Genomic DNA, 20,228 nt, shown 5'->3' with positions numbered 1-20,228 from the left:
AGCTTAGCAAAAGGTTAAGCTGTTTTTATTTAATGGTAGACAAGGGAGCGGCAAAAAATGGATAAGAGGCAAGAGTTAATGACTGGTTTAATGGATTTGCTAAATGAAATAAATTATAGAAATAAACCTGAGATGGAAGCTGAGTTGTCGGGTATGACACTAAATGAAGTTGAGTTGATTGAGTTGATTGCCAAAGAGCCTTCAGCCAATGTAACCAGACTAGCTGAAGCAACTCATATGACTCGAGGGGCCATCAGCAAGTTAACTAAAAAAATGATTAAAAGAGAATTAATTGAAATGTATCAGATACCTGAAAACCGTAAAGAAACTTTTTTTAAATTAACGAAAGAAGGACAATTAGTTTTTGATAAACACCAACTACTTCACCAGCAGTGGCTTGAGCGAGATGCAGAAGTTTTTAATCAACTTTCAGATGCTGATTATCATGTGTTTTTTGAATTCATTAATAGATATCAGAAAAAAATAGCCGAAGATAATGTTGACAAGGAAACAAAATAGAGTTATCTTAATAATGTTGACAAGGAAACATTATTAAGATAGGAGTTAAGGCTATTGACAAACAAATTTGAAAAGCACACAAAAATTTTTGGATTCATTTCGGTATTTCTAACAGGTATTGGTTTAACTATTATTAGTCCAATTTTACCGTTCTTGATCAATCCATATGTGCACTCAGCTCATGAACAAGCAACAATGATTACGTTAATGATGTCAGTTTATTCAGGTGCTGTATTTATTTTTGCACCGATATTAGGAAATCTCAGTGATAGAATCGGCAGACGGCCAATTTTGTTATTTAGTTTAGCTGGCTCGGCAGTTGGATACATCATCTTGGGTATTAATGGATCATTGATAATGATTTTTATAGGCCGATTGATTGAAGGAATTACAGGTGGAGAAATTTCAACTCTTTTTGCATATTTCTCTGACATCACGAACTCGGAAGAGCGAACGAGATATTTTGGGTGGATGTCAGCAACAGTGGGGGTTGGAACAGCTGCAGGACCGGTTGTCGGCGGATTATTAAGTCATTTTGGGACAAGTGTCCCTCTTTTCGCAGGGGCCGCAGTTACATTAGTGAATGCTTGCTATGGTTATTTCTTTATGCCGGAAACGTTGAAGAAGAAGAGGATAGTAAACAAAGGAAGCGTTCGAAACAGCTTGCTGAAGTCTTTAAATCCGGTACATTCATTAAGACCGCAATTAAAGAACATATTAATTTCTGGAAGTTTTGTCTGGTTATCAGCGGGTTTGTTCCAATCATTATTTGGGCAATTGACGATTGATACCTTTAGATGGCAAGCTGCACTGATTGGTGTGATGTATTCAATTATCGGCATCATGGATATCGTTTCTCAAGTATTGTTTATGCCGTACTTACTAAAATATTTAAGTGATCAAAAAATTGCTGCGGTGGGGCTTATTAGTGAATTGATTAGTTATGGAGTAATCTGTATATCAGTTATTACAGGCAAGCCAATTGTTTTTGTAATTGGTATGATAATATTCGGTTTTGGAGATTCCTTGTTTGGACCGTCATTTAATGGCTTGCTTTCTAAACAAGGAACTGAAGATGAACAAGGAAAACTTCAAGGTCAAGCCCAAAGTTTACAAGCATTATCACGGGTAGTCGGTCCGCTGATCGGCGGTCAATTGTATGGCGGAATTAGTCACATTACTCCGATTTTACTGAATAGTGTGTTACTGCTAATGGGGCTCTTTTTCTTATCACGATTAAAGGATAAAAGCAAACTTAAACTAGGTAAGCAGTGTGTTTCTGATTTATTTTAATTAAGAATAGTATTTTGACTGAACTGCTAAGCTATGAGGTGCTGAAAGTATGTAAAGAAGTTTTTGACGCACATTATTATTTTTACTGTAACGGTAGTTGGTTTATTAGTTTACCTGATAAAAGTGAAGTATTGTATTAGTAATGAATTGATTTATTATTGCTCTAGTGATTAATTTTAGGTGAATTTTGCTGGATTTTAACGTATAATAGTAGGAAAGCTAAGGAGAACTTAAGGTTTCTCCTTTTTTTAATGAAAGGAATTTAACATGTATCAAAATTATAAACCAACCTGGATGGTTGAAGCAATTTATGATATTACCCCTGAGCAGTTAAAACAACATGGCATCAAAGCCGTACTAACCGATTTGGATAATACGTTAATTGCTTGGAATAATCCAGATGGTACGAAAGAATTGTTAGAGTGGATTGACTCGATGCGCATTGCTGATATTCCAGTTATCGTTGTCTCTAATAATAAAGCCTCGCGAGTTGCCCGAGCTGTTAAACAATTGAATTTAGATTACGTATCCCGTGCTATGAAGCCGTTTCAACGCGGGTTCAAGCAAGTTGAAAAAAGGTATCAACTTCCAAAAGAGTCACTAATTATGGTTGGTGACCAACTTATGACAGATATCCGCGGTGCAAATCGTGCTGGTATCAGAACTGTGTTAGTTAAACCGATTGTTGAAAGTGATGCTTGGAATACAAAATTTAATCGGGCTAGAGAGCGCCGTGTGATGAGAAAGTTAAAGCAAGTTTACCCTGAAGAGATGAAATGGAGGAATTCCTTAAATGACTGAAGAAATACAATGTATCGGCTGTGGTGTAATTATTCAAACTGAGGATAAAGACGGCATCGGCTATACACCAAAATCTGCACTAGAAAAAGGTCTAGAAACAAATGAGGTCTATTGTCAGCGATGTTTTAGATTGCGTCATTATAATGATATTCAAGATGTGAATATTACCGATGATGAATTTTTGAAATTATTAAACAGTATTGGAACGTCTGATGCACTAATTGTTAATGTCGTTGATATTTTTGATTTCAATGGGAGTTTAATTCCTGGACTGCACCGATTTGTTGGTGATAATCCAGTTCTGATGGTCGGAAACAAAGTAGATATTTTACCAAAATCATTGAAGCGAGGTAAAATGATACAATGGATGCGTGAGCGTGCTCATGAAGTTGGTTTACGTCCAGAGGACATAATTTTAACCAGTGCGAAGAAAAAGCAAGATATGTTAGATTTACTTGATTTAATTGAAGAACATCGACATGGGAAAGATGTGTATATTGTCGGGGTAACAAATGTCGGAAAATCAACTTTAATCAACGCAATAATCAGTGCCACGGCAGGTGTTGATAATGTTATTACTACATCACAATTTCCAGGTACAACACTTGATAAAATAGAAATTCCTTTAGAAGACGGTCAATTTATGATTGACACACCAGGGATTATTCATCGTCATCAAATGGCGCATTATTTAGGTAAAAAAGATTTACGTTTGACATCACCGACCAAAGAAATTAAGCCTAAAGTTTATCAGTTAAATGCTGGACAGACTTTATTCCTTGGAGGAGTTGCTCGTTTTGATTACATTCAAGGCAAGAAGGCTTCATTCGTTGCCTATGTATCAAATGAATTAAATATTCATCGAACTAAGACAGAGAAAGCTGATGAATTTTACGAGAAGCATGCTGGCGGTTTATTACAACCACCACGTCCCGATGAATTGGCCGATTTCCCTAAATTGGTCCGCTTTGAATTTTCGATTAAACAACCAACAGATCTAGTTTTTGCTGGATTAGGTTGGATTACTGTCAGAGAACCAGCAGTTGTTGCTGGCTGGGCTCCAAAAGGTGTCGATGTCATTATTAGGAAAGCATTAATTTAATAAAAGAAAGAGGAATAAAATGAATTTAAGAGGAAAACAAAAGCGTTATTTACGTAGTCAAGCACATCATCTAGATCCAATTGTACAAATCGGTAAAGGCGGTATTAGTGAAACATTGCTTGAGCAAGTTGATGATGTTTTGGAGCGTCGTGAACTAATTAAAGTTAGTCTATTACAAAATACTGATGAAGACACTGAGGACGTTGCAGAAATTTTCGAATCAACCTTGAATTGCCAAGTTGTACAGGTGATTGGCCGTGTTCTTGTTGTCTACCGTCCGTCATCAAAAGAAAAATTTAGAAAAGTGTCTCAAGCAGTTTCTAAAATATAACAGAGGTGACAGACTGTGTTTCTTAAGTGTAAATATCAGGAATTTGTGTTACCCAAAGTTCATGTTACACCGCAGCATAAAGGTAAAAAGAAAAAATCGGTAGGATTGCTGGGTGGCGGATTTAATCCCGTACATCATGGACATCTGGTTATTGCTGATCAAGTCAGTGAACAATTACATCTGGATGAGTTTTATTTAATGCCTTCATTTCATTCACCTCATATTGATGAGAAAAAAGTTATTGATGCATCGCATCGTGTAGCAATGTTAGATTTAGCGATAGAAGACAACCCAACATTAAAGCTCGAACTTTGTGAAATTGATCGGCAAGGGAAAAGTTATACATATGATACTATAAAGCAGTTGACGGAAGAAAATCCTGAAGTGTCCTATTATTTTATTATCGGCGGAGATATGGTAGACTATTTGCCGAAGTGGTATCGAATCGATGAGTTAGTTTCAATGGTTCAATTTGTCGGTGTTAACCGATCAGGATATAATATAGAAAGCAATTATCCAATTATTTGGGTTGATGTACCATTACTGGATATAAGCTCCAGTATGATACGGAAAAAAATAAATCAAAATGGTTCAATCCGTTACTTTACACCAGATAAGGTGCTTGATTATATTGAGAAAGAGGGTCTATATCGTAATGACTAAGAATTTAGTGTATACCGAAAAATATGTACCATTTACTCGAGATGTATTCATGGAAAAAATAGCATCTAAGTTAAGTGAGAAACGCTTTGCTCATGTTTGCCGCGTAGAACAGAAAGCTTTACAATTAGCAGAAATGTACAATTACTCTGATTTGGAACAAGTTAGTATTGCTGCCTTAGCACACGATTACGCAAAAGAACGTCCTGATGGAGAAATGATTCATTTAATTGAAACAAAAAAAATGGATCTAAACTTGATTACTTTCGGCAATTCAATATGGCATGGCGTGGCAGGCGCTGAATTAGTTAGAGATGAATTACATGTGACAGATGAGGATATTTTACAAGCTATTCGACTGCATACAACTGGGGCCGCTAATATGTCAGAATTAGATAAAATATTATATGTGGCGGATTATATTGAAGACGGTCGGGATTTTCCAGTAGTCGCAGAGGCACGTGAAATAGCTGAAAAAAGTTTAGATGCTGCTGTAGCCTTTGAAACACAGCAAGTTTTAAAGTTCTTAATAGAACACAACCATAAAATTTATCCAAAAACAATTGAAACATATAATCGGTGGGTAGCCGATTAATTTTAGGAGGGAATTATCATCGAAAGTAAAGAATTATTAGAGTTAGTAGTAAAGGCTGCTGATGATAAAAGAGCAGAAGAAATTATTGCACTGGATGTACAAAACGTCTCATTATTGGCGGATTATTTTGTTATTTGTCATGGGAACAGTGATAAACAGGTACTTGCAATTGCTGATGAGATTGTCAGTGAAGCGCAAAAAGCAGGTATTGACATGAAACGAGTTGAAGGAAGAGATTCAGCAAAATGGATCTTAATTGATTTGCATGATGTCATTGTCCATGTCTTTTATGGTGAGGAACGTTCATTTTATAATCTTGAAAAATTATGGCGTGATGCTCCGTTAGTTGATATTACAGCGATGGTTGATTAATATGGCCAGCTATGAGACGTTTGCGGCGATTTATGATGAAGTGATGGATAGCAGTTTATATAATGATTGGCTAGAATTTACAAAGCGTCATATGTCTGACAAAGGCCATGCAGTTTTAGAATTAGCATGCGGTACCGGTATTCTATCGATTTTATTGGCAAATGAAGGTTATGATGTGACAGGTGTTGATTTATCACATGATATGATTCGTTTAGCTGATAAACGCGGCCGAGAAAATAAAACAGACGTTGTTTTCAAACAAGGGGATATGTTGCAGCTTGATGATATCTCTAAATATAATATGGTGACATGCTATTCAGATTCACTATGTTACATGCCTAATGAACAAGCTGTTTTAGACGTTTTTACCGGTGTTCATAAGAGTTTAAAGGATGATGGCCGATTTATTTTTGACGTTCACTCGATTTTTCAAATTGAGGAAATGTTTAAAGAATACAGCTATCATTATCAAACGGATGATTTTGCGTTTCTTTGGGAATCTTATCCTGGTGTAAATGAATTTAGTGTTGAGCATTTTTTGACATTTTTCATCAAAGAAACGGATGACCGTTTTGTAAGAGTCGATGAGTTACATGAAGAACGAACATATGAATTGGATACTTATATAAGTTTACTTCAAGATGCAGGTTTTTCATCAGTAGATATCTGTGCTGATTTTACAGATGATGCACCGCAAGATGATTCTACGAGATGGTTTTTTGTTTGTTATAAATAATTAGTCAATAAAAAAGATTAGTGCAAGTTAAAATAACTTTGTTCTAATTTTTTTTTACAAAGGGAGTGCTGAAGTTGTTAACAAGTTGTGGTGTGATTGTCGAGTATAATCCTTTTCACAATGGTCACAGATACCATGTTTTAGAAGCCAGAAAACGAAGTAAAAGCGATGTTGTTGTGGCTGTTATGAGTGGAAATTTCTTACAACGTGGTGAACCGGCATGTATGGATAAGTGGATACGTGCGCAACAAGCACTAAAAAATGGTGTTGACCTAGTTATTGAATTGCCAACAGTATATTCTGTTCAATCAGCTGATTATTTTGCCGATGGTGCAGTTAAACTGCTACATTCATTAAGAGTGGATAGTCTTTGCTTTGGTACAGATATTACTGGGGATCTTGATTACGAACGTTTTGGTCGTTTTAATTATGAAAATCAACAGCTTATTGACGAAGAGTATCAAAAGATAAAAAACAATGGTATGAGTTATCCGCAGCAAATGACCAGTGTTTATCGTAAATTATTCCCAGAATGGCTGCTTGATTTTTCATCGCCAAATCACATTTTAGGAATGGCATATGCTAAAAGTAACGCTGCATATGATTTTCCAATGTCTCTTTATCCTGTGACACGTCAAGGTAGCGGTTTTCATGATACCACGTTTGAACAGCAGAAATATGCAAGTGCAACAGGTATTCGAAAATTATTAGCAGAAAAAAATATTGATTCATTAAAAGATGTTGTCCCATTTGAGACTTACTTTGATTGTCTTAATGAATCAATAGTTAGCTGGGTTGATTTTTGGCCTTTTTTAAAGTATAAAATACAGACTACTTCTGTTGCCGAACTTAGCCAGATTTATCAGATGTCTGAAGGGTTAGAATATCGTCTTAAAGAATATATTAATGGCGCGACAGGTCTTGATGATTTTATTAAAAAAATAAAAAGTAAAAGATATACACGGACTAGATTGCAGCGTTTATGTGTTTATTTACTTTTAAATTTAACACAGCAAGAGGTTCAGACTGTTTGGGAAAACCCTTATTTGCGAATATTGGGTTTTAATTCAATTGGTCAGCAATTTTTGAAACAACAAAAAAAGATAATTAATAAGCCGTTAATTACAAATGTTAATCAAAAAAACACAAAATTAATGGACGTAGATATAAAAGCTGGTTTGGTTTATTCAAATGCGGTGCATGATTCTCAAGATTTTTATAGAAAACCAATTGTAATTGATTAAGGAGTGAGATGGAATAATGAAGACTAAGGAAGATTGGATTAATGAATTAGGCTTGATAGCACATCCAGAAGGAGGCTTTTATCAACGTACAGAAGAAAGTAAAAAAATGTATGCAGTCGAAAGCGACAAAAACCGTCATTTGTATACGAGTATTTATTTTTTACTGACACCTGATAGTCCTTCGCATTTTCATCGATTAATTGCTGATGAAATCTGGTATTTTCATGAAGGACAGACATTAACGGTTCACTGTATCTATCCGGATGGACAGTATGCTGAAGTTGATTTAGGAAAGGAACAAGGTAATCGTCTTCATTTTGTCGTACCAGCGGGCACAATTTTTGGTTCGACAGTTAAAAGAGGATATGCACTAGTTAGTTGTGCGGTTATTCCTGGATTTGATTTTCAAGATTTTGAATTATTTACACAATCACAGTTATTGGAAAAATATCCGCAACATCAACAAATTATTGAAAAGTTGGCTTATAAAGAATTACCTAATGAAAATTAAGTCTTGAAAAATATCAAAAAAGTATTACACTAGTTATATAACTAGTCGCCCTTTTAGTTTAGTGGTAGAACATCGGATTCGTAACCCGGTAACACCAGTTCAATTCTGGTAGAGGGCATATATTATTTAAGATGGTGCAGGGTGTGAAAAAATTGGAATCAAAAGAAAAAGTAATCGTTCATGCTTTATACAATAGTCTCTCCCTTAACGATGATTCCTATTGTAACTTACCAGACGTATTAGAAAAAGTGTATATCAAACACTAGATGCGACACTCGGTGTCGCGGCATTAATCAATCGATTGACTAATTTTATTTATTTTAATGCTTCTGAGCGAAAATGTTCGTTCACTTCCGAGCAAGATAAATTGATTACAGAATTAGTCTCTATTGGACTGACTGCCGGATTGAATGGAGTTTATCGTTCTTTTTATAGTGATGCTTCTCAATTTTAATACTAGATAAATATTGAATTAAATAAGTACATAATTATTATTTTATCAGTGACGCAAAGAATATTTACGTCACTTTTTTTGTTGCATTGAAGAGTTCCTTGTGAAATTTATAAATGTTATTTCAAGACATGTTAAAGAAGTGGCGATTTGAATTGAATTTTACTCAGCAGGAAATAGGGGATCAATTAAATGTTACCAGACAAATTATTTTAAGTTGGGAATGCGACAAAAGCCCCAATTTAATGACCGTAGTAAAAATTAGTGATATTTACAGAATGTCGATAGGTGATCTTTTAAGTTGTGACACTAAACTATTATTAGGAGCATTTCTTTTATTTTTCTGTACCTTATCAGGTTTTTCGGGTATTCTTTTTTCTGGTTTTATAAAGTTGAATTAAGTAAGATGGATAATGATTTTAGTCAATCTTTTATTTTTATTAAGTTTTCCGTTATTATTTTTTTGTATTACTTATGGGATTCTAAAAAATGGAATGTTAATATTACCTTAAAACAAATATATCTGTCTTGCTTTTATACGCTGGTTGGTTATTATTTATTTAGGATAAATAAGTAAATAGTTTTGTAGGAGGTTTTTATGAACCGTGTTGTAATAGTATCCGCAAAAAGGACACCGATTGGAAAATTTGGAGGCAGTTTGAAAAATGTATCAGCTGCTGATTTAGCAGCTCAAGTCATTGAAGCATCTTTGAAAGAGCTTAATTTGAAACCAGATATTGTAGATGAAGTTATTCTTGGTAATGTATTATCTGCAGGTCATGGTCAGAACATTGCACGGCAAGCCGCTTTAAAGTCTGGAATTCCAGAAACTTCATCTGCATTTACAGTTAATAAAGTATGCGGATCAGGAATGAAATCCGTGATATTGGGTGCACAATCAATAATGCTCGGCGATAATCAAGTAGTGATAGCAGGAGGTACTGAGAATATGAGTCAAGCAAATTTTGTCGTACCAAATCACCGCTTCGGTCAGATGATGGGCAATAGTCAGTTGGTTGATACAATGTTGTCTGATGGCTTGACGGATGCTTTTAGTCATGAACATATGGGGATAACTGCTGAAAATATTGCAGAAAAGTACGGAATAACACGTCAAGAGCAAGATGAATTTGCATTGAATAGTCAAAGAAAAGCACAAGAAGCTATCGAAGCGGGAAGATTTAAAAAAGAGATTGTCCCTATTCTTGTGTCTCAAAGAAGGGGCGAGCCATTAACTATTGCAGCTGATGAATTTCCGCGTTTTAATTCTACCTATGAGGAATTATCCAAATTAAAAGCAGCTTTTAAAGAAGGCGGAAGTGTGACAGCGGGTAATTCTTCCGGTATAAATGATGGTGCAGCAATTCTTATCTTAATGAATGAAATGACTGCTGAAAAATTGAATTTGAGAATACTCGGAACTATTGAAGGTTATGCTTCAGCAGGAGTTTTACCTGAATTAATGGGAACCGGTCCAATTCCTGCTACACAAAAGATATTGAAACAACTTCAATTAAATGTATCTGATTTAGATTTAGTAGAAGGTAATGAGGCCTTTGCTGCTCAATCACTCAGTGTAATAAAAGAGTTAGGGTTGGATGAAGAAAAGACAAATGTTAATGGTGGTGCAATCGCGTTAGGTCATCCAATCGGTGCTAGTGGTGCAAGAATTTTAGTAACTTTGCTACATGAGATGGATAAACAAGAAGCGGAACGTGGACTTGCGACTTTGTGTATCGGCGGAGGGCAGGGTGTTGCGATGGTTATTTCACGATAACAAAAGACACATCGGATGATGTGTCTTTTTATTCTAATCATAAGACTGTTCTATAAATTTTTCAGCGAGTTTGCAAGCTTGCATAATAGATAATCCTTTACCAAGTTCTGCAGTAATAAAAGCAGCCAGATCACCTTGCATCGAGTGTTTATTTTGCTGGTTAAATATTTTATGCGTAAAGAATTGACATTTTTTTCCATCAAATAACACGTGTTGGCTGACAGCAATAGTTGACTTATTTTCGATTTTTAAAATCAGAATAGCTTTAGGTCGGTATATTTTAAAAATTTCTTTAGCAATAAGAGTTAAATCGTTAGAGTCGTGATTAACATTTGGGGAAACTTTAAGTATGTTTAACGCATCCTCATAAGTTAAGATGGAAATAGTCGATAAAGGTATCAGCTTCTCAGCATATTGCATTAGCTCATATGCTGTTAAATCAGTGCTGCTAGAATAATTATAATTTACTGGAGCAGAAATAATATGTTTAGTTTGAGTTTCTAATAAGAGTTCGGTTAATGTGTCAGTCGTCTTAACGGTTGTTAAACAGCCGATATTTATTGCGTCAATTGGTTCAGCAATTAGGACGGTGCTAAATTGTTGCTTAACCAATGATGAATCAAAAGTGTAACTGGATTGTGTGGATCTATCAATTGTAATCAGCTCAGTAATGACTGTAAAACCAAAAACGTCACAGGTCTGAAAAAGTTGTAAATCACGTTGAATTCCTCCAGTACAGTTCGGTAATGAAGCAGACACACTTAGAACTTTGGTAACCATCAGCAGTCCTCCTAAAGAATTGTTATGAAATAAGAAAAGTATAACATATTTCAGTCTAAACATAATTGAAAGAATTGATTCTGTTGCAAAGTTTTCTCAAGGCTAACATTTTAAGTTAAAATTAAGATAAAAAGATAGTTAGGAGATTTTCGATGACTCATTTTAAAGGGAAACAATTTCAACAAGACATTATTATGGTAGCTGTAGGATATTTTACTTAAGATACAACTTGAAGTCTCTGAAATCATGGCTGATCGAGGAATTATTGTTTGTCACACGACTATCTACCGATGAGTACAAGAGTACAGCCAGATTATCTATTGCTTGTGGAAGAAGCAAAATAGGACAGTTGGTGATTCATGGCGGATGGATGAAACTTATATTAAAGTGAAAGAGGATTGGAAGTATTTATACCGTGCTATTGATTCATCTGGCTTAACATTAGACCTTTGGTTATGAAAAAATCGTAAAAGCCAGATTGCATATGTTTTCTTCAAACGATTAATTAAACAATTTGGAGAACCTAGATCGATTGTGATAGATAAAAAGCATCATCACTGACATGTGCACTCAATCAATTAAAATCAGAAGGACTACTTGAATTAACTATTCATAGAACCAGTAAATATTTAATAATATTATTGTGCAAGATCATCGATTCGTTAAGAAATGGTACCGTCGATATCAGTCCTTAAGGACTTCGTCTCGTCCACTACAATTAAAGAAATTTAAATAGTACATGCCTTATATATAAAGTTAGCCAAAGAGACGGAAATCTCTTTGGTTTTTCAGTATGCAACGAGCTTAAACAATTAATAAGAATATCTGCCTAAAAAGAGGACATCAGGAGAAATTGCTTTTTTACTTTTAACTTTGCAACAGAACCAAAGAATTAATTAAAATATATTTATTTATGATTAACTAGAGTTAAAAGATTTTTAGTTTTATCATTCAAAAGATATAGAGTCGTATCTGTAATTTATGATATAATGTTACACAATGAAGGAGGCTTGTAATATGTTAGAGATTTCAAGAGAAGCCGGTTTAATGGTTTTGCAAGAAGAGTCTGAAAAAATTAAAAGGCTCATTAAAAATCAGCATAATTACGAGTGTATTGCGCAGTGCCGTGCATTCGAAGAAGTTATTGATACGCAGATGTTCGGTTATTCAAGGCAGCTTGATTTTGCCCAAAAAATCGGAATTATTACACGAGAAGAAAATCATCAGTTAATTATTAAGTTAGAAACTGAATTAAATGATGTCTATAATAAAGTTTACGATGAACAAAGAGATAAAGAAATCAGTGAAAGGAAGTGACACCTTTGCATAAGCGTGTGAAGAAACGCTTCTATTTAGATTATGCAATTTTGATTCCATATTTGTTTTTATCAATTCTAGGAATCATCATGGTTTATAGCGCGAGCTCAGCGACTTTAGCATCTAAAGGATTAAATCCAAATCAAGATGCCTTAAAGCAAGCAGCCTTTTTTCTATTTGGAGTGATAGCAATTGTCTTTATCTATAAAATGAAGACATCTTATTTTATGCATAAAAACCTTATTATGATAGCTATCTTTATTATAAGTGCTATGCTATTGCTGACAAAGTTCAGTAATTTAGGACAGTCAGGTGGGGGCGCAGATGGTTGGCTCAGCTTAGGTCCGATTACATTACAGCCAATTGAGTTCTTAAAGATTATCATTATTTGGTATTTGTCCTATATTTTATCGAGACGACAAAAATCAATTGAGCATGATTTTAAGCATGCGATAAAAAAACCCATGCTGTTAGTAGGCGGTCTCATAGCCTTGGTTATTATTCAGCCGGATAATGGCGGTGCAGCTATTCTGTTTTTAATTGCTTTAGTTGTCATTTTAGCCAGCGGAATTAATTATATGTACACCTCGCTTTGCTTAATCGGTGGGGTAACTGTGTCATTTTTAGCCATTCAGTTTATCTCTGTTACCGGTGAGTTTTTATTTCCGCAGCGATTTGCCTATGTTTATCAACGGTTCAGAACATTTTCAAATCCGTTTATCGATCCTTTGGGTGATGGACATCAAATGATTAATTCCTATTATGCAATGAGTAATGGTGGTTGGTTTGGACGTGGTATTGGAAATAGTATTCAAAAAAAGGGCTTCTTAAGTGCAGCACAGACAGATTTTATGTTCTCAATTGTTATTGAAGAGTTGGGACTTATTGTGTCATTGATTATTCTAGCTGTCCTTTTATTTTTGATTATTCGAATTTTTTTAGTGGGTATTCGTTCGAAGAACACATTCAATTCATTGATGTGTATAGGTATTGGAGGGATGCTGTTGATCCAGACATTTGTCAATATCGGAGGAATCACAGGTATTATTCCTTTAACCGGTGTGACCTTTCCTTTTTTAAGCCAAGGTGGGTCTAGCTTGATTACATTATCGGTGAGTGTCGGTATAGCCTTGAATATTAGTGCTGACGAAAAAAGAAAAAGTTTTGAGAAACAAAGAGAAATAGCATATCAACAACATTTAGAATTGGAATACACTCAACATCATAGTGATCAAATAAGAAAAAGTTAAAATCTTTTTTTTATAATAATGGGGGAAAAGTAATGAAAAAAGTATTAGTTGCTAACAGAGGCGAGATAGCTATTCGTGTTTTTCGCGCGTGTACAGAACTACATATCGAAACAGTGGGAATCTATGCAGCAGAAGATGACCGTTCTGTTCATCGTTTTAAAGCAGACGAAGCTTATTTAGTCGGATCAGGGAAAAAGCCGATTGATGCCTATTTAGATATAGAAGATATTATTCGAATCGCAAAAATGAGTGGTTCTGATGCCATACATCCTGGTTATGGGTTTTTATCAGAAAATATCGATTTCGCAAGACGTTGTGAAGAAGAGGGATTGACGTTTATCGGTCCTACGCTGCATCATTTGGATATTTTCGGGGATAAGATTAAAGCTAAGGAAGCGGCGATTTCAGCAGGTGTTCAATCAATTCCTGGAACTGATGGTCCTGTTGCATCAGTGGCGGAGGTTTTAGACTTTGGTGCTGAACATGGTTATCCAGTTATGATTAAGGCTGCACTAGGTGGTGGTGGACGCGGTATGCGTGTTGCTCACAATCCTGAAGAAGCAGCTGAAGGATATGAACGTGCTAAAAGCGAAGCTAAAGCAGCTTTTGGTAGTGATGAAGTCTATGTGGAAAGATACATTTCAAATCCTAAGCATATTGAAGTTCAAATTCTTGGTGATATGCATGGCAATATAGTCCATTTATTTGAACGTGATTGTTCGGTACAACGCCGTCATCAAAAAGTTGTTGAAGTTGCACCATGTGTGTCGATGAGTGAATCGCAGCGTGAGGAAATATGTCAAGCAGCAGTTAAATTGATGAAACATGTCAACTACATTAATGCAGGGACCGTAGAATTTTTAGTAGAAGGCAATAAATTTTATTTTATTGAGGTAAACCCTCGTGTACAGGTAGAGCATACGATTACTGAACTGATTACTGATGTGGATATTGTTATGTCACAACTACAAATTGCAATGGGGATGGATTTGCATGCAGAAATTGGAATCCCACAACAAAAAAATATTGTAATACATGGTTATGCGATTCAATGTCGGATAACAACTGAAGATCCGTTGAACGGCTTCTTGCCTGATATTGGTAAAATTGATACATACCGTTCGCCAGGTGGTTACGGTATTCGCTTGGATGTGGGTAACGCATTTTCTGGTGCTGTGGTTACACCTTATTTTGACTCTTTATTAGTGAAAGTCTGTACACATGCATTGACATTTGAATTAACAATTCAAAAAATGCTTCGTGCTTTAAAAGAGTTTAGAATTCGCGGAGTTAAGACAAATATCCCGTTTTTAGCTAATGTTATTTCGCATTCGGAATTTACTTCTGGTAAAGCTATTACCACATTTATCGATAATACACCCGAATTATTTAATTTTCCACGAGTCCGTGATCGTGGAAATAAAACAATGAAATATATTGCAGAAATAACAGTTAACGGATTTCCTGGTGTTGAAAAGACAAAGAAGAAATATCTAAAAGAAGCAAGGCTACCAAAAGAAATTGTAAAAAATAATGCGATAATTACTCCCAAAATGTTGTTAGACCAAAAGGGGCCTCAAGCTGTTATTGATTTTATTAATCAAAAAGAAGAAGTGTTGATGACTGATACAACATTTAGAGATGCACACCAAAGTCTACTTGCAACTCGAGTTCGTACAACCGATTTTAAAAAGATTGCTGAACAAACGAGTCAAGGAATACCTGAGTTGTTTTCAGCCGAGGTTTGGGGTGGTGCTACTTTTGATGTTGCCTATCGTTTCTTGAATGAGGATCCATGGGTAAGACTGAAAAAATTACGTAAATTAATGCCTAATACTCTATTTCAAATGTTGTTCAGAGGGTCTAATGCTGTTGGATATCAAAATTATCCTGACAATGTCTTAAGAGAATTTATTAACAAAGCGGCGAAAGAAGGCGTTGATGTTTTCCGAATTTTTGACAGTCTAAACTGGTTGCCTCAGATGGAGAAGTCGATTCAATATGTTAGAGATGCAGGTAAAATTGCAGAAGGGACTATCTGTTATACAGGTGATGTGTTGGATCCAAATCAAACGAAATACAATATGACATATTATAAAAAAATGGCAAAAGATTTGGAAAATATGGGATCACAGATTATTGCAATTAAAGATATGGCTGGTTTGCTTCAGCCTCAAGCAGCATATCACTTGATTACAGCGCTAAAAGAAACTGTCTCTGTTCCAATCCATTTACATACTCATGATACAGCAGGAAATGGTGTTATCACATATTCTGCAGCTACTAAAGCGGGTGTTGATATTGTTGATGTAGCTATGAGCGCTATGAGCGGGGCAACTAGTCAACCAAGTATGAGTAGTTTGTATTATGCTCTAAAAAATGGCGATCGAACACCAAATATCAATATTGATAATGTTCAGCAGATTAATCACTATTGGGAAGATGTGCGCACATTTTATGCACCTTTTGAGAATGGAATCAGTGCAGCACAAACGGAAGTCTATGCTCATGAAATGCCGGGAGGTCAGTATTCAAACTTGCAGCAACAAGCAAAAGCAGTCGGCTTAGAGGCTAAGTGGGATAAAGTCAAAGTAATGTATGCTGTAGTTAATCAAATGTTTGGCGATATCGTTAAAGTTACACCGTCTTCTAAAGTAGTTGGCGATATGGCGCTTTTTATGGTACAAAACGAATTATCAGAAGATGACATATATGAAAAAGGTCGTACTCTAAATTATCCGGAGTCAGTTATTAATTTCTTTGAAGGAAATCTTGGTCAACCTACGGGAGGATTTCCCCCTAAGCTGAAAGAAATCATCTTAAACGGGCGCGAGTCAATTGACGTTCGACCTGGCAGTTTAACACCACCCGTTGATTTTTCTGTCGTAAAGGCAGAATTAAGCGAGTTGATTCATTATGAACCAACAGAATTGGATGTGATCAGTTATATCATGTATCCACAAGTTTTCTTGGATTATGTGAAAATGCACGATAGATTTGGTGATGTCGAATTGTTGGATACATTAACATTCTTCCAAGGAATGCGTGAAGGTGAAACAGTGGAAGTAAGGATTGAAAAAGGGAAAACATTGATTATTACGCTGGATGAAATCGGTCGCTCTGATATCGAAGGTAATCGTACCTTATTCTTTAATTTAAACGGGCAGCGTCGTGAAATAACCGTTAAAGATCAACAAGTAAAAACGCAGGTAGTTTTAAAAGAGAAAGCAGAACCAACAAATAAAAATCATATTGGTGCCACAATGCCTGGCTCAGTATTAGATGTTCTAGTTAATGTTGGTGATGAAGTCGTTGAGGGACAACCCTTACTGATTACTGAAGCAATGAAAATGGAAACAACAATTAACGCAAGTCGCACTGGACACGTTAAAAGGATTCATGTTGTTTCAGGTGAAGCCATCCAATCGGGTGACTTATTAATTGAATTAAGTATATAATTCTAACTGAAGGTGGTGGAGAAGCATGAAACGTTTTTGGCAGTTTGTTATCTGTTTTAGTATTGTGATTGTTGTAGTGTATATGAAACCCGTGCTTGCTTCTCGTAATACACCTCCAGTAAAGAATAAATTAGACGTTATTGAAGAATCCTATAAACCAGCTAACATGCTACATAATGAATTAAATGCAAGTGGGATGGCATTGGAAATTGGAACACCTGAAGCTGATTGGTTGAAAGAACACCCAAATCCTACAAAAACTTATCAATCAGCATTTGATATAAAATGGTTGGTTTATGGAAGTTCTTTGACAGACTTTTATCAAGTAGGAATTTCGAAGGGTAAAGTATCGAATATTTTTATTTTGGGAAATCACTTAGATACGGATCCATTCCGTATCGATATGAATTTAGCTGATTTATCAGAAATTACAACAATTTTTTCGACATTTAAAATTAATTTTGATAATAAAATATATCGGATGGAATTAACAGAAGATGATATGAATTATCGTCCGTTAGTATCGTTCAATAATGGAACTTTTGCTATGCTCCATTTAAATCAGACAACAGGTCAATTAATATCGATTCGTTACTTAGATAAGGAAACTTTACTAAAATTAGCTCCTTATCCATTTGATGGTATAAATAAATACGAACCACAGCTTTCGGATGCAATTGATTGGAAAGTAATTAATGAAGATAATCGGCAACAAACACTGCAATTATTGAATTTATTGAGATCACGTGACCATAGGTTGCAATATACGTTCGATGAACATTTGCAAAGTGAAACAACAAAATCTTTAGATAGTTTTCTTGAGAAACCTGAGAGTGTTTTAGATGACGAACAAAACTTAATTTGGGCGGATTACCAAACAAAGCTATCACAGTCGGATATTATTAATTTTAATGAGGATATGATGAATCGTTTAATTAAAGAAGCTGGGTTTAATAAAAAAAATACACATGGCTTATATTATCAACCGGCTACAGATATTCCATTTATGGTTAGTTCTTTATATGGCAGTCGTTCTTATCATGAAGAGTTGTTGCATACGAAAGATAAATATATCGGTATTTCTTTTCAAAAGAATAGTATGCTGATGTTTTTCAGTAAACAGACACCAGTTGAGACCGTAAAAACTGAAGAAAGTAGTGAATAAAGCAGTGATAATAAATGAAGAATTATTTAAATTAGAAGATTGTGTTTTTTGTCTTAAAGATAAATTGTTAAGCAGTTCAACTGTGAAAAGCTACTTAAATCATGAACGTGCACTCCGAGAAGATCTTGAAGTTGAAGCATTAATTTCACAATTTCAAGAAGCTAAATCAGTATTTGAGCGTATTGAACCGTATGGTAATTATGCACCGGGATTTAGAGAAGCCAGACGGAAATTACGTAAAGAAAAAAGAGCATTGGATACGAACCCGACAGTATTAGTCTATAAACAATCAGAAACAGAATTACAAAATGTGCTAGATTATCTAGCATTGGATATTTCAAAAAGTATCTCTGAGAAAATAAAAGTTGATGCTGGCAATCCATTTTTCGAGTTTGCGAGCAGAGGTTGTGGAGGTGGATGTCATGGTAAATAACAAAATCACAAATGACTTTCAAATTAATCCAAGACGTGGTTTAATTATTTGGGTTTATAGTTTTAAGCAATTAAAGCAGCTGAAACGTTTCGGGTATGTCCATTACGTTTCCCGAAAAATGAAATACGTTTTAATATATGTTGATGAGACAGACGTTCATTCAATCCAAAATAAGTTGGAAAAACTCTTTTTTGTTCGACGAGTTGATAAGTCTCTTAGGCCTGATATTAATATGGATTTTAATAACCGATTGGGAAATAAAGATTTCTCAAACGTAGAGGAACCATTGGAATTTGAAGAACAAAAAACGAAAATCAGATTAGCTGACTATACTGATTAATTATACTTTATTCGATAAAGGAAGAAGGAACTTGTTAATGAGAGTTATCGCTGGAGAATTCAAAGGTCGTAAATTACATTCATTATCTGGAGATAACACACGACCAACAAGTGATAAAATTAAAGGGTCGATATTTAATATTATCGGTCCTTATTTTGATGATGCCATTGTTTTAGATTTATATAGTGGTAGCGGTAATTTAGCGATTGAAGCTGTATCTCGCGGATGCGCTAAAGCATATTGTTTTGATAATCATTTTAAAGCTATCCAAGTTATAAAAGAAAATACATTATTGACTAAATCAGCTGAAAAGTTTGTTGTTACAAAGATGGATGCGGATAAGGCAATACCATGGTTGAGTGTCAAGGCCCTTAAGTTTGATTTAGTCTTTTTAGATCCGCCATACGCAAAACAAAAAATAGAAATACAGCTGCGTGAAATGTTATCTGGCAGTTTAATTAATTCAGACGCGCGTGTCGTGTGTGAAGTTGATAAAAAGTTTGACTTACCGGATCAAATCGGTAGTTTAACAAAAATTAGAGAGCAAGCATACAGTTTGACTAAGATTGTAATCTATCGAAATAGTGGTGAATAATATGAAAAAAAGAAAAGCGATTTTTGCGGGCAGTTTTGATCCGTTTACCAATGGACATCTCAATACTGTTGAACGAGCAAGCCAAATGTTTGATGAAATAATTATTTGTATTGGTACAAATACTAGTAAACAAGCTTTTTTCACATCAACGGAAAAAAAAAGTCTGATTATTGAGGCAACAAAGTGCTTTGATAATGTGACTGTATACGTCAATGATGATGAATTAACTGTTGCAATTGCCAAAAAGTTTGAAGCATCTTTTTTAGTTAGAGGGATTAGAAACAGCCAAGATTTTGAATATGAAAAAAATATAGCATTTATGAATAGTCAGATGGCAGCTGAAATTGATACGGTATTTCTTTTAGCAGATGAAAAATACAGCAGTATCAGTTCGTCAATGATTAAAGAAATTGCAAAATTTAATGGAGATATCTCTAAGTTTGTTCCATGTAATGTACGAGAAGCGATGGATAAAAAACTAAGAAAAAGTTAGAAGGT

General features: G+C 35.0%; 22 protein-coding genes, 1 tRNA gene and 1 pseudogene. 23 read left to right on the top strand and 1 reads right to left on the bottom strand.

The window, feature by feature from the left end; all coding sequences use genetic code 11:
* The first annotated feature begins 57 nt into the window (after positions 1–57).
* The 14 genes from CBF37_RS02385 to CBF37_RS02320 all read left to right on the top strand — a co-directional run bounded on the left by CBF37_RS02385 (position 58) and on the right by CBF37_RS02320 (position 10,392).
* Positions 58–519, top strand: coding sequence for a MarR family winged helix-turn-helix transcriptional regulator (locus CBF37_RS02385; RefSeq protein WP_125983116.1), 462 nt, complete (start codon positions 58–60; stop codon positions 517–519).
* 54 nt (positions 520–573) lie between these two features.
* Positions 574–1,812 carry an MFS transporter gene (locus CBF37_RS02380; RefSeq protein WP_125983115.1) on the top strand — a complete coding sequence of 413 codons (1,239 nt, stop codon included), beginning with the start codon at positions 574–576 and terminating at the stop codon, positions 1,810–1,812.
* 267 nt (positions 1,813–2,079) lie between these two features.
* On the top strand, positions 2,080–2,613 hold the full coding sequence (locus tag CBF37_RS02375) for a YqeG family HAD IIIA-type phosphatase (protein ID WP_125983114.1): 534 nt from the start codon (positions 2,080–2,082) through the stop codon (positions 2,611–2,613).
* Positions 2,606–3,715 (top strand): ribosome biogenesis GTPase YqeH, encoded by a 1,110-nt coding sequence (yqeH, locus tag CBF37_RS02370; protein ID WP_125983113.1) that lies wholly within the window; start codon positions 2,606–2,608, stop codon positions 3,713–3,715. The genes CBF37_RS02375 and yqeH overlap by 8 nt, the downstream gene beginning before the upstream one ends.
* Positions 3,716–3,734: 19 nt before the next feature.
* Positions 3,735–4,046, top strand: coding sequence for a ribosome assembly RNA-binding protein YhbY (yhbY, locus tag CBF37_RS02365; RefSeq protein ID WP_125983112.1), 312 nt, complete (start codon positions 3,735–3,737; stop codon positions 4,044–4,046).
* A gap of 45 nt (positions 4,047–4,091) precedes the next feature.
* Positions 4,092–4,709, top strand: coding sequence for a nicotinate-nucleotide adenylyltransferase (locus CBF37_RS02360; protein ID WP_125983251.1), 618 nt, complete (start codon positions 4,092–4,094; stop codon positions 4,707–4,709).
* Complete coding sequence (gene yqeK / locus CBF37_RS02355; RefSeq protein ID WP_125983111.1) at positions 4,702–5,301, top strand: bis(5'-nucleosyl)-tetraphosphatase (symmetrical) YqeK; 600 nt, start codon at positions 4,702–4,704, stop codon at positions 5,299–5,301. The genes CBF37_RS02360 and yqeK overlap by 8 nt, the downstream gene beginning before the upstream one ends.
* A gap of 15 nt (positions 5,302–5,316) precedes the next feature.
* A complete protein-coding gene (gene rsfS, locus CBF37_RS02350; RefSeq protein ID WP_240626649.1) occupies positions 5,317–5,673 on the top strand; it encodes a ribosome silencing factor in 357 nt (118 codons plus the stop codon).
* A 1-nt stretch (position 5,674) separates the two neighbouring features.
* The gene (locus CBF37_RS02345) at positions 5,675–6,409 is read left to right on the top strand and encodes a class I SAM-dependent DNA methyltransferase (protein WP_125983109.1); all 735 of its coding nucleotides are present in this window, start codon (positions 5,675–5,677) and stop codon (positions 6,407–6,409) included.
* Between the two features lie 68 nt (positions 6,410–6,477).
* The gene (locus tag CBF37_RS02340) at positions 6,478–7,653 is read left to right on the top strand and encodes a nucleotidyltransferase (protein WP_420824156.1); all 1,176 of its coding nucleotides are present in this window, start codon (positions 6,478–6,480) and stop codon (positions 7,651–7,653) included.
* Between the two features lie 16 nt (positions 7,654–7,669).
* A complete protein-coding gene (locus tag CBF37_RS02335) occupies positions 7,670–8,164 on the top strand; it encodes a cupin domain-containing protein (RefSeq protein WP_125983107.1) in 495 nt (164 codons plus the stop codon).
* Positions 8,165–8,211: 47 nt separating this feature from the next.
* Positions 8,212–8,282, top strand: a tRNA-Thr gene (locus CBF37_RS02330).
* Between the two features lie 449 nt (positions 8,283–8,731).
* On the top strand, positions 8,732–9,016 hold the full coding sequence (locus CBF37_RS11945; protein ID WP_125983106.1) for a helix-turn-helix transcriptional regulator: 285 nt from the start codon (positions 8,732–8,734) through the stop codon (positions 9,014–9,016).
* Between the two features lie 197 nt (positions 9,017–9,213).
* Entirely contained in the window at positions 9,214–10,392 is a 1,179-nt protein-coding gene (locus tag CBF37_RS02320; protein WP_125983105.1) for an acetyl-CoA C-acetyltransferase, read from the top strand.
* A 33-nt stretch (positions 10,393–10,425) separates the two neighbouring features.
* Here the strand turns inward: CBF37_RS02320 and CBF37_RS02315 are convergent, their stop codons facing one another.
* Positions 10,426–11,172 (bottom strand): bifunctional hydroxymethylpyrimidine kinase/phosphomethylpyrimidine kinase, encoded by a 747-nt coding sequence (locus CBF37_RS02315; protein WP_165866606.1) that lies wholly within the window; start codon positions 11,170–11,172, stop codon positions 10,426–10,428.
* 152 nt (positions 11,173–11,324) lie between these two features.
* On the opposite strand from CBF37_RS02315, the pseudogene CBF37_RS02310 reads away from it, so the two are divergent.
* From CBF37_RS02310 to coaD, 9 genes and pseudogenes are all read left to right on the top strand, one after another.
* Positions 11,325–12,005: pseudogene (locus CBF37_RS02310) on the top strand (IS6 family transposase).
* A 184-nt stretch (positions 12,006–12,189) separates the two neighbouring features.
* Positions 12,190–12,489, top strand: coding sequence for a DUF1507 family protein (locus tag CBF37_RS02305; protein ID WP_125983103.1), 300 nt, complete (start codon positions 12,190–12,192; stop codon positions 12,487–12,489).
* Positions 12,490–12,494: 5 nt separating this feature from the next.
* Entirely contained in the window at positions 12,495–13,739 is a 1,245-nt protein-coding gene (locus tag CBF37_RS02300) for an FtsW/RodA/SpoVE family cell cycle protein (RefSeq protein ID WP_125983102.1), read from the top strand.
* A 32-nt stretch (positions 13,740–13,771) separates the two neighbouring features.
* On the top strand, positions 13,772–17,197 hold the full coding sequence (locus CBF37_RS02295) for a pyruvate carboxylase (protein ID WP_125983101.1): 3,426 nt from the start codon (positions 13,772–13,774) through the stop codon (positions 17,195–17,197).
* Between the two features lie 25 nt (positions 17,198–17,222).
* Complete coding sequence (locus tag CBF37_RS02290; protein WP_125983100.1) at positions 17,223–18,362, top strand: CAP-associated domain-containing protein; 1,140 nt, start codon at positions 17,223–17,225, stop codon at positions 18,360–18,362.
* The gene (locus CBF37_RS02285) at positions 18,355–18,795 is read left to right on the top strand and encodes a YlbF/YmcA family competence regulator (RefSeq protein WP_240626642.1); all 441 of its coding nucleotides are present in this window, start codon (positions 18,355–18,357) and stop codon (positions 18,793–18,795) included. Before CBF37_RS02290 ends, CBF37_RS02285 begins: the two co-directional genes overlap by 8 nt.
* On the top strand, positions 18,785–19,135 hold the full coding sequence (locus CBF37_RS02280) for a YlbG family protein (RefSeq protein ID WP_125983099.1): 351 nt from the start codon (positions 18,785–18,787) through the stop codon (positions 19,133–19,135). The genes CBF37_RS02285 and CBF37_RS02280 overlap by 11 nt, the downstream gene beginning before the upstream one ends.
* A gap of 37 nt (positions 19,136–19,172) precedes the next feature.
* Positions 19,173–19,730 carry a 16S rRNA (guanine(966)-N(2))-methyltransferase RsmD gene (rsmD, locus tag CBF37_RS02275; protein WP_125983098.1) on the top strand — a complete coding sequence of 186 codons (558 nt, stop codon included), beginning with the start codon at positions 19,173–19,175 and terminating at the stop codon, positions 19,728–19,730.
* Between the two features lies 1 nt (position 19,731).
* Entirely contained in the window at positions 19,732–20,223 is a 492-nt protein-coding gene (gene coaD / locus CBF37_RS02270; protein ID WP_125983097.1) for a pantetheine-phosphate adenylyltransferase, read from the top strand.
* Positions 20,224–20,228: the final 5 nt, after the last annotated feature.

The organism is Vagococcus vulneris (assembly GCF_003950515.1).
Taxonomy (GTDB): domain Bacteria; phylum Bacillota; class Bacilli; order Lactobacillales; family Vagococcaceae; genus Vagococcus; species Vagococcus vulneris.
The sequence above is the reverse complement of the archived record's forward strand: the minus strand, read 5'-3'. Positions and strand labels throughout refer to the sequence as shown.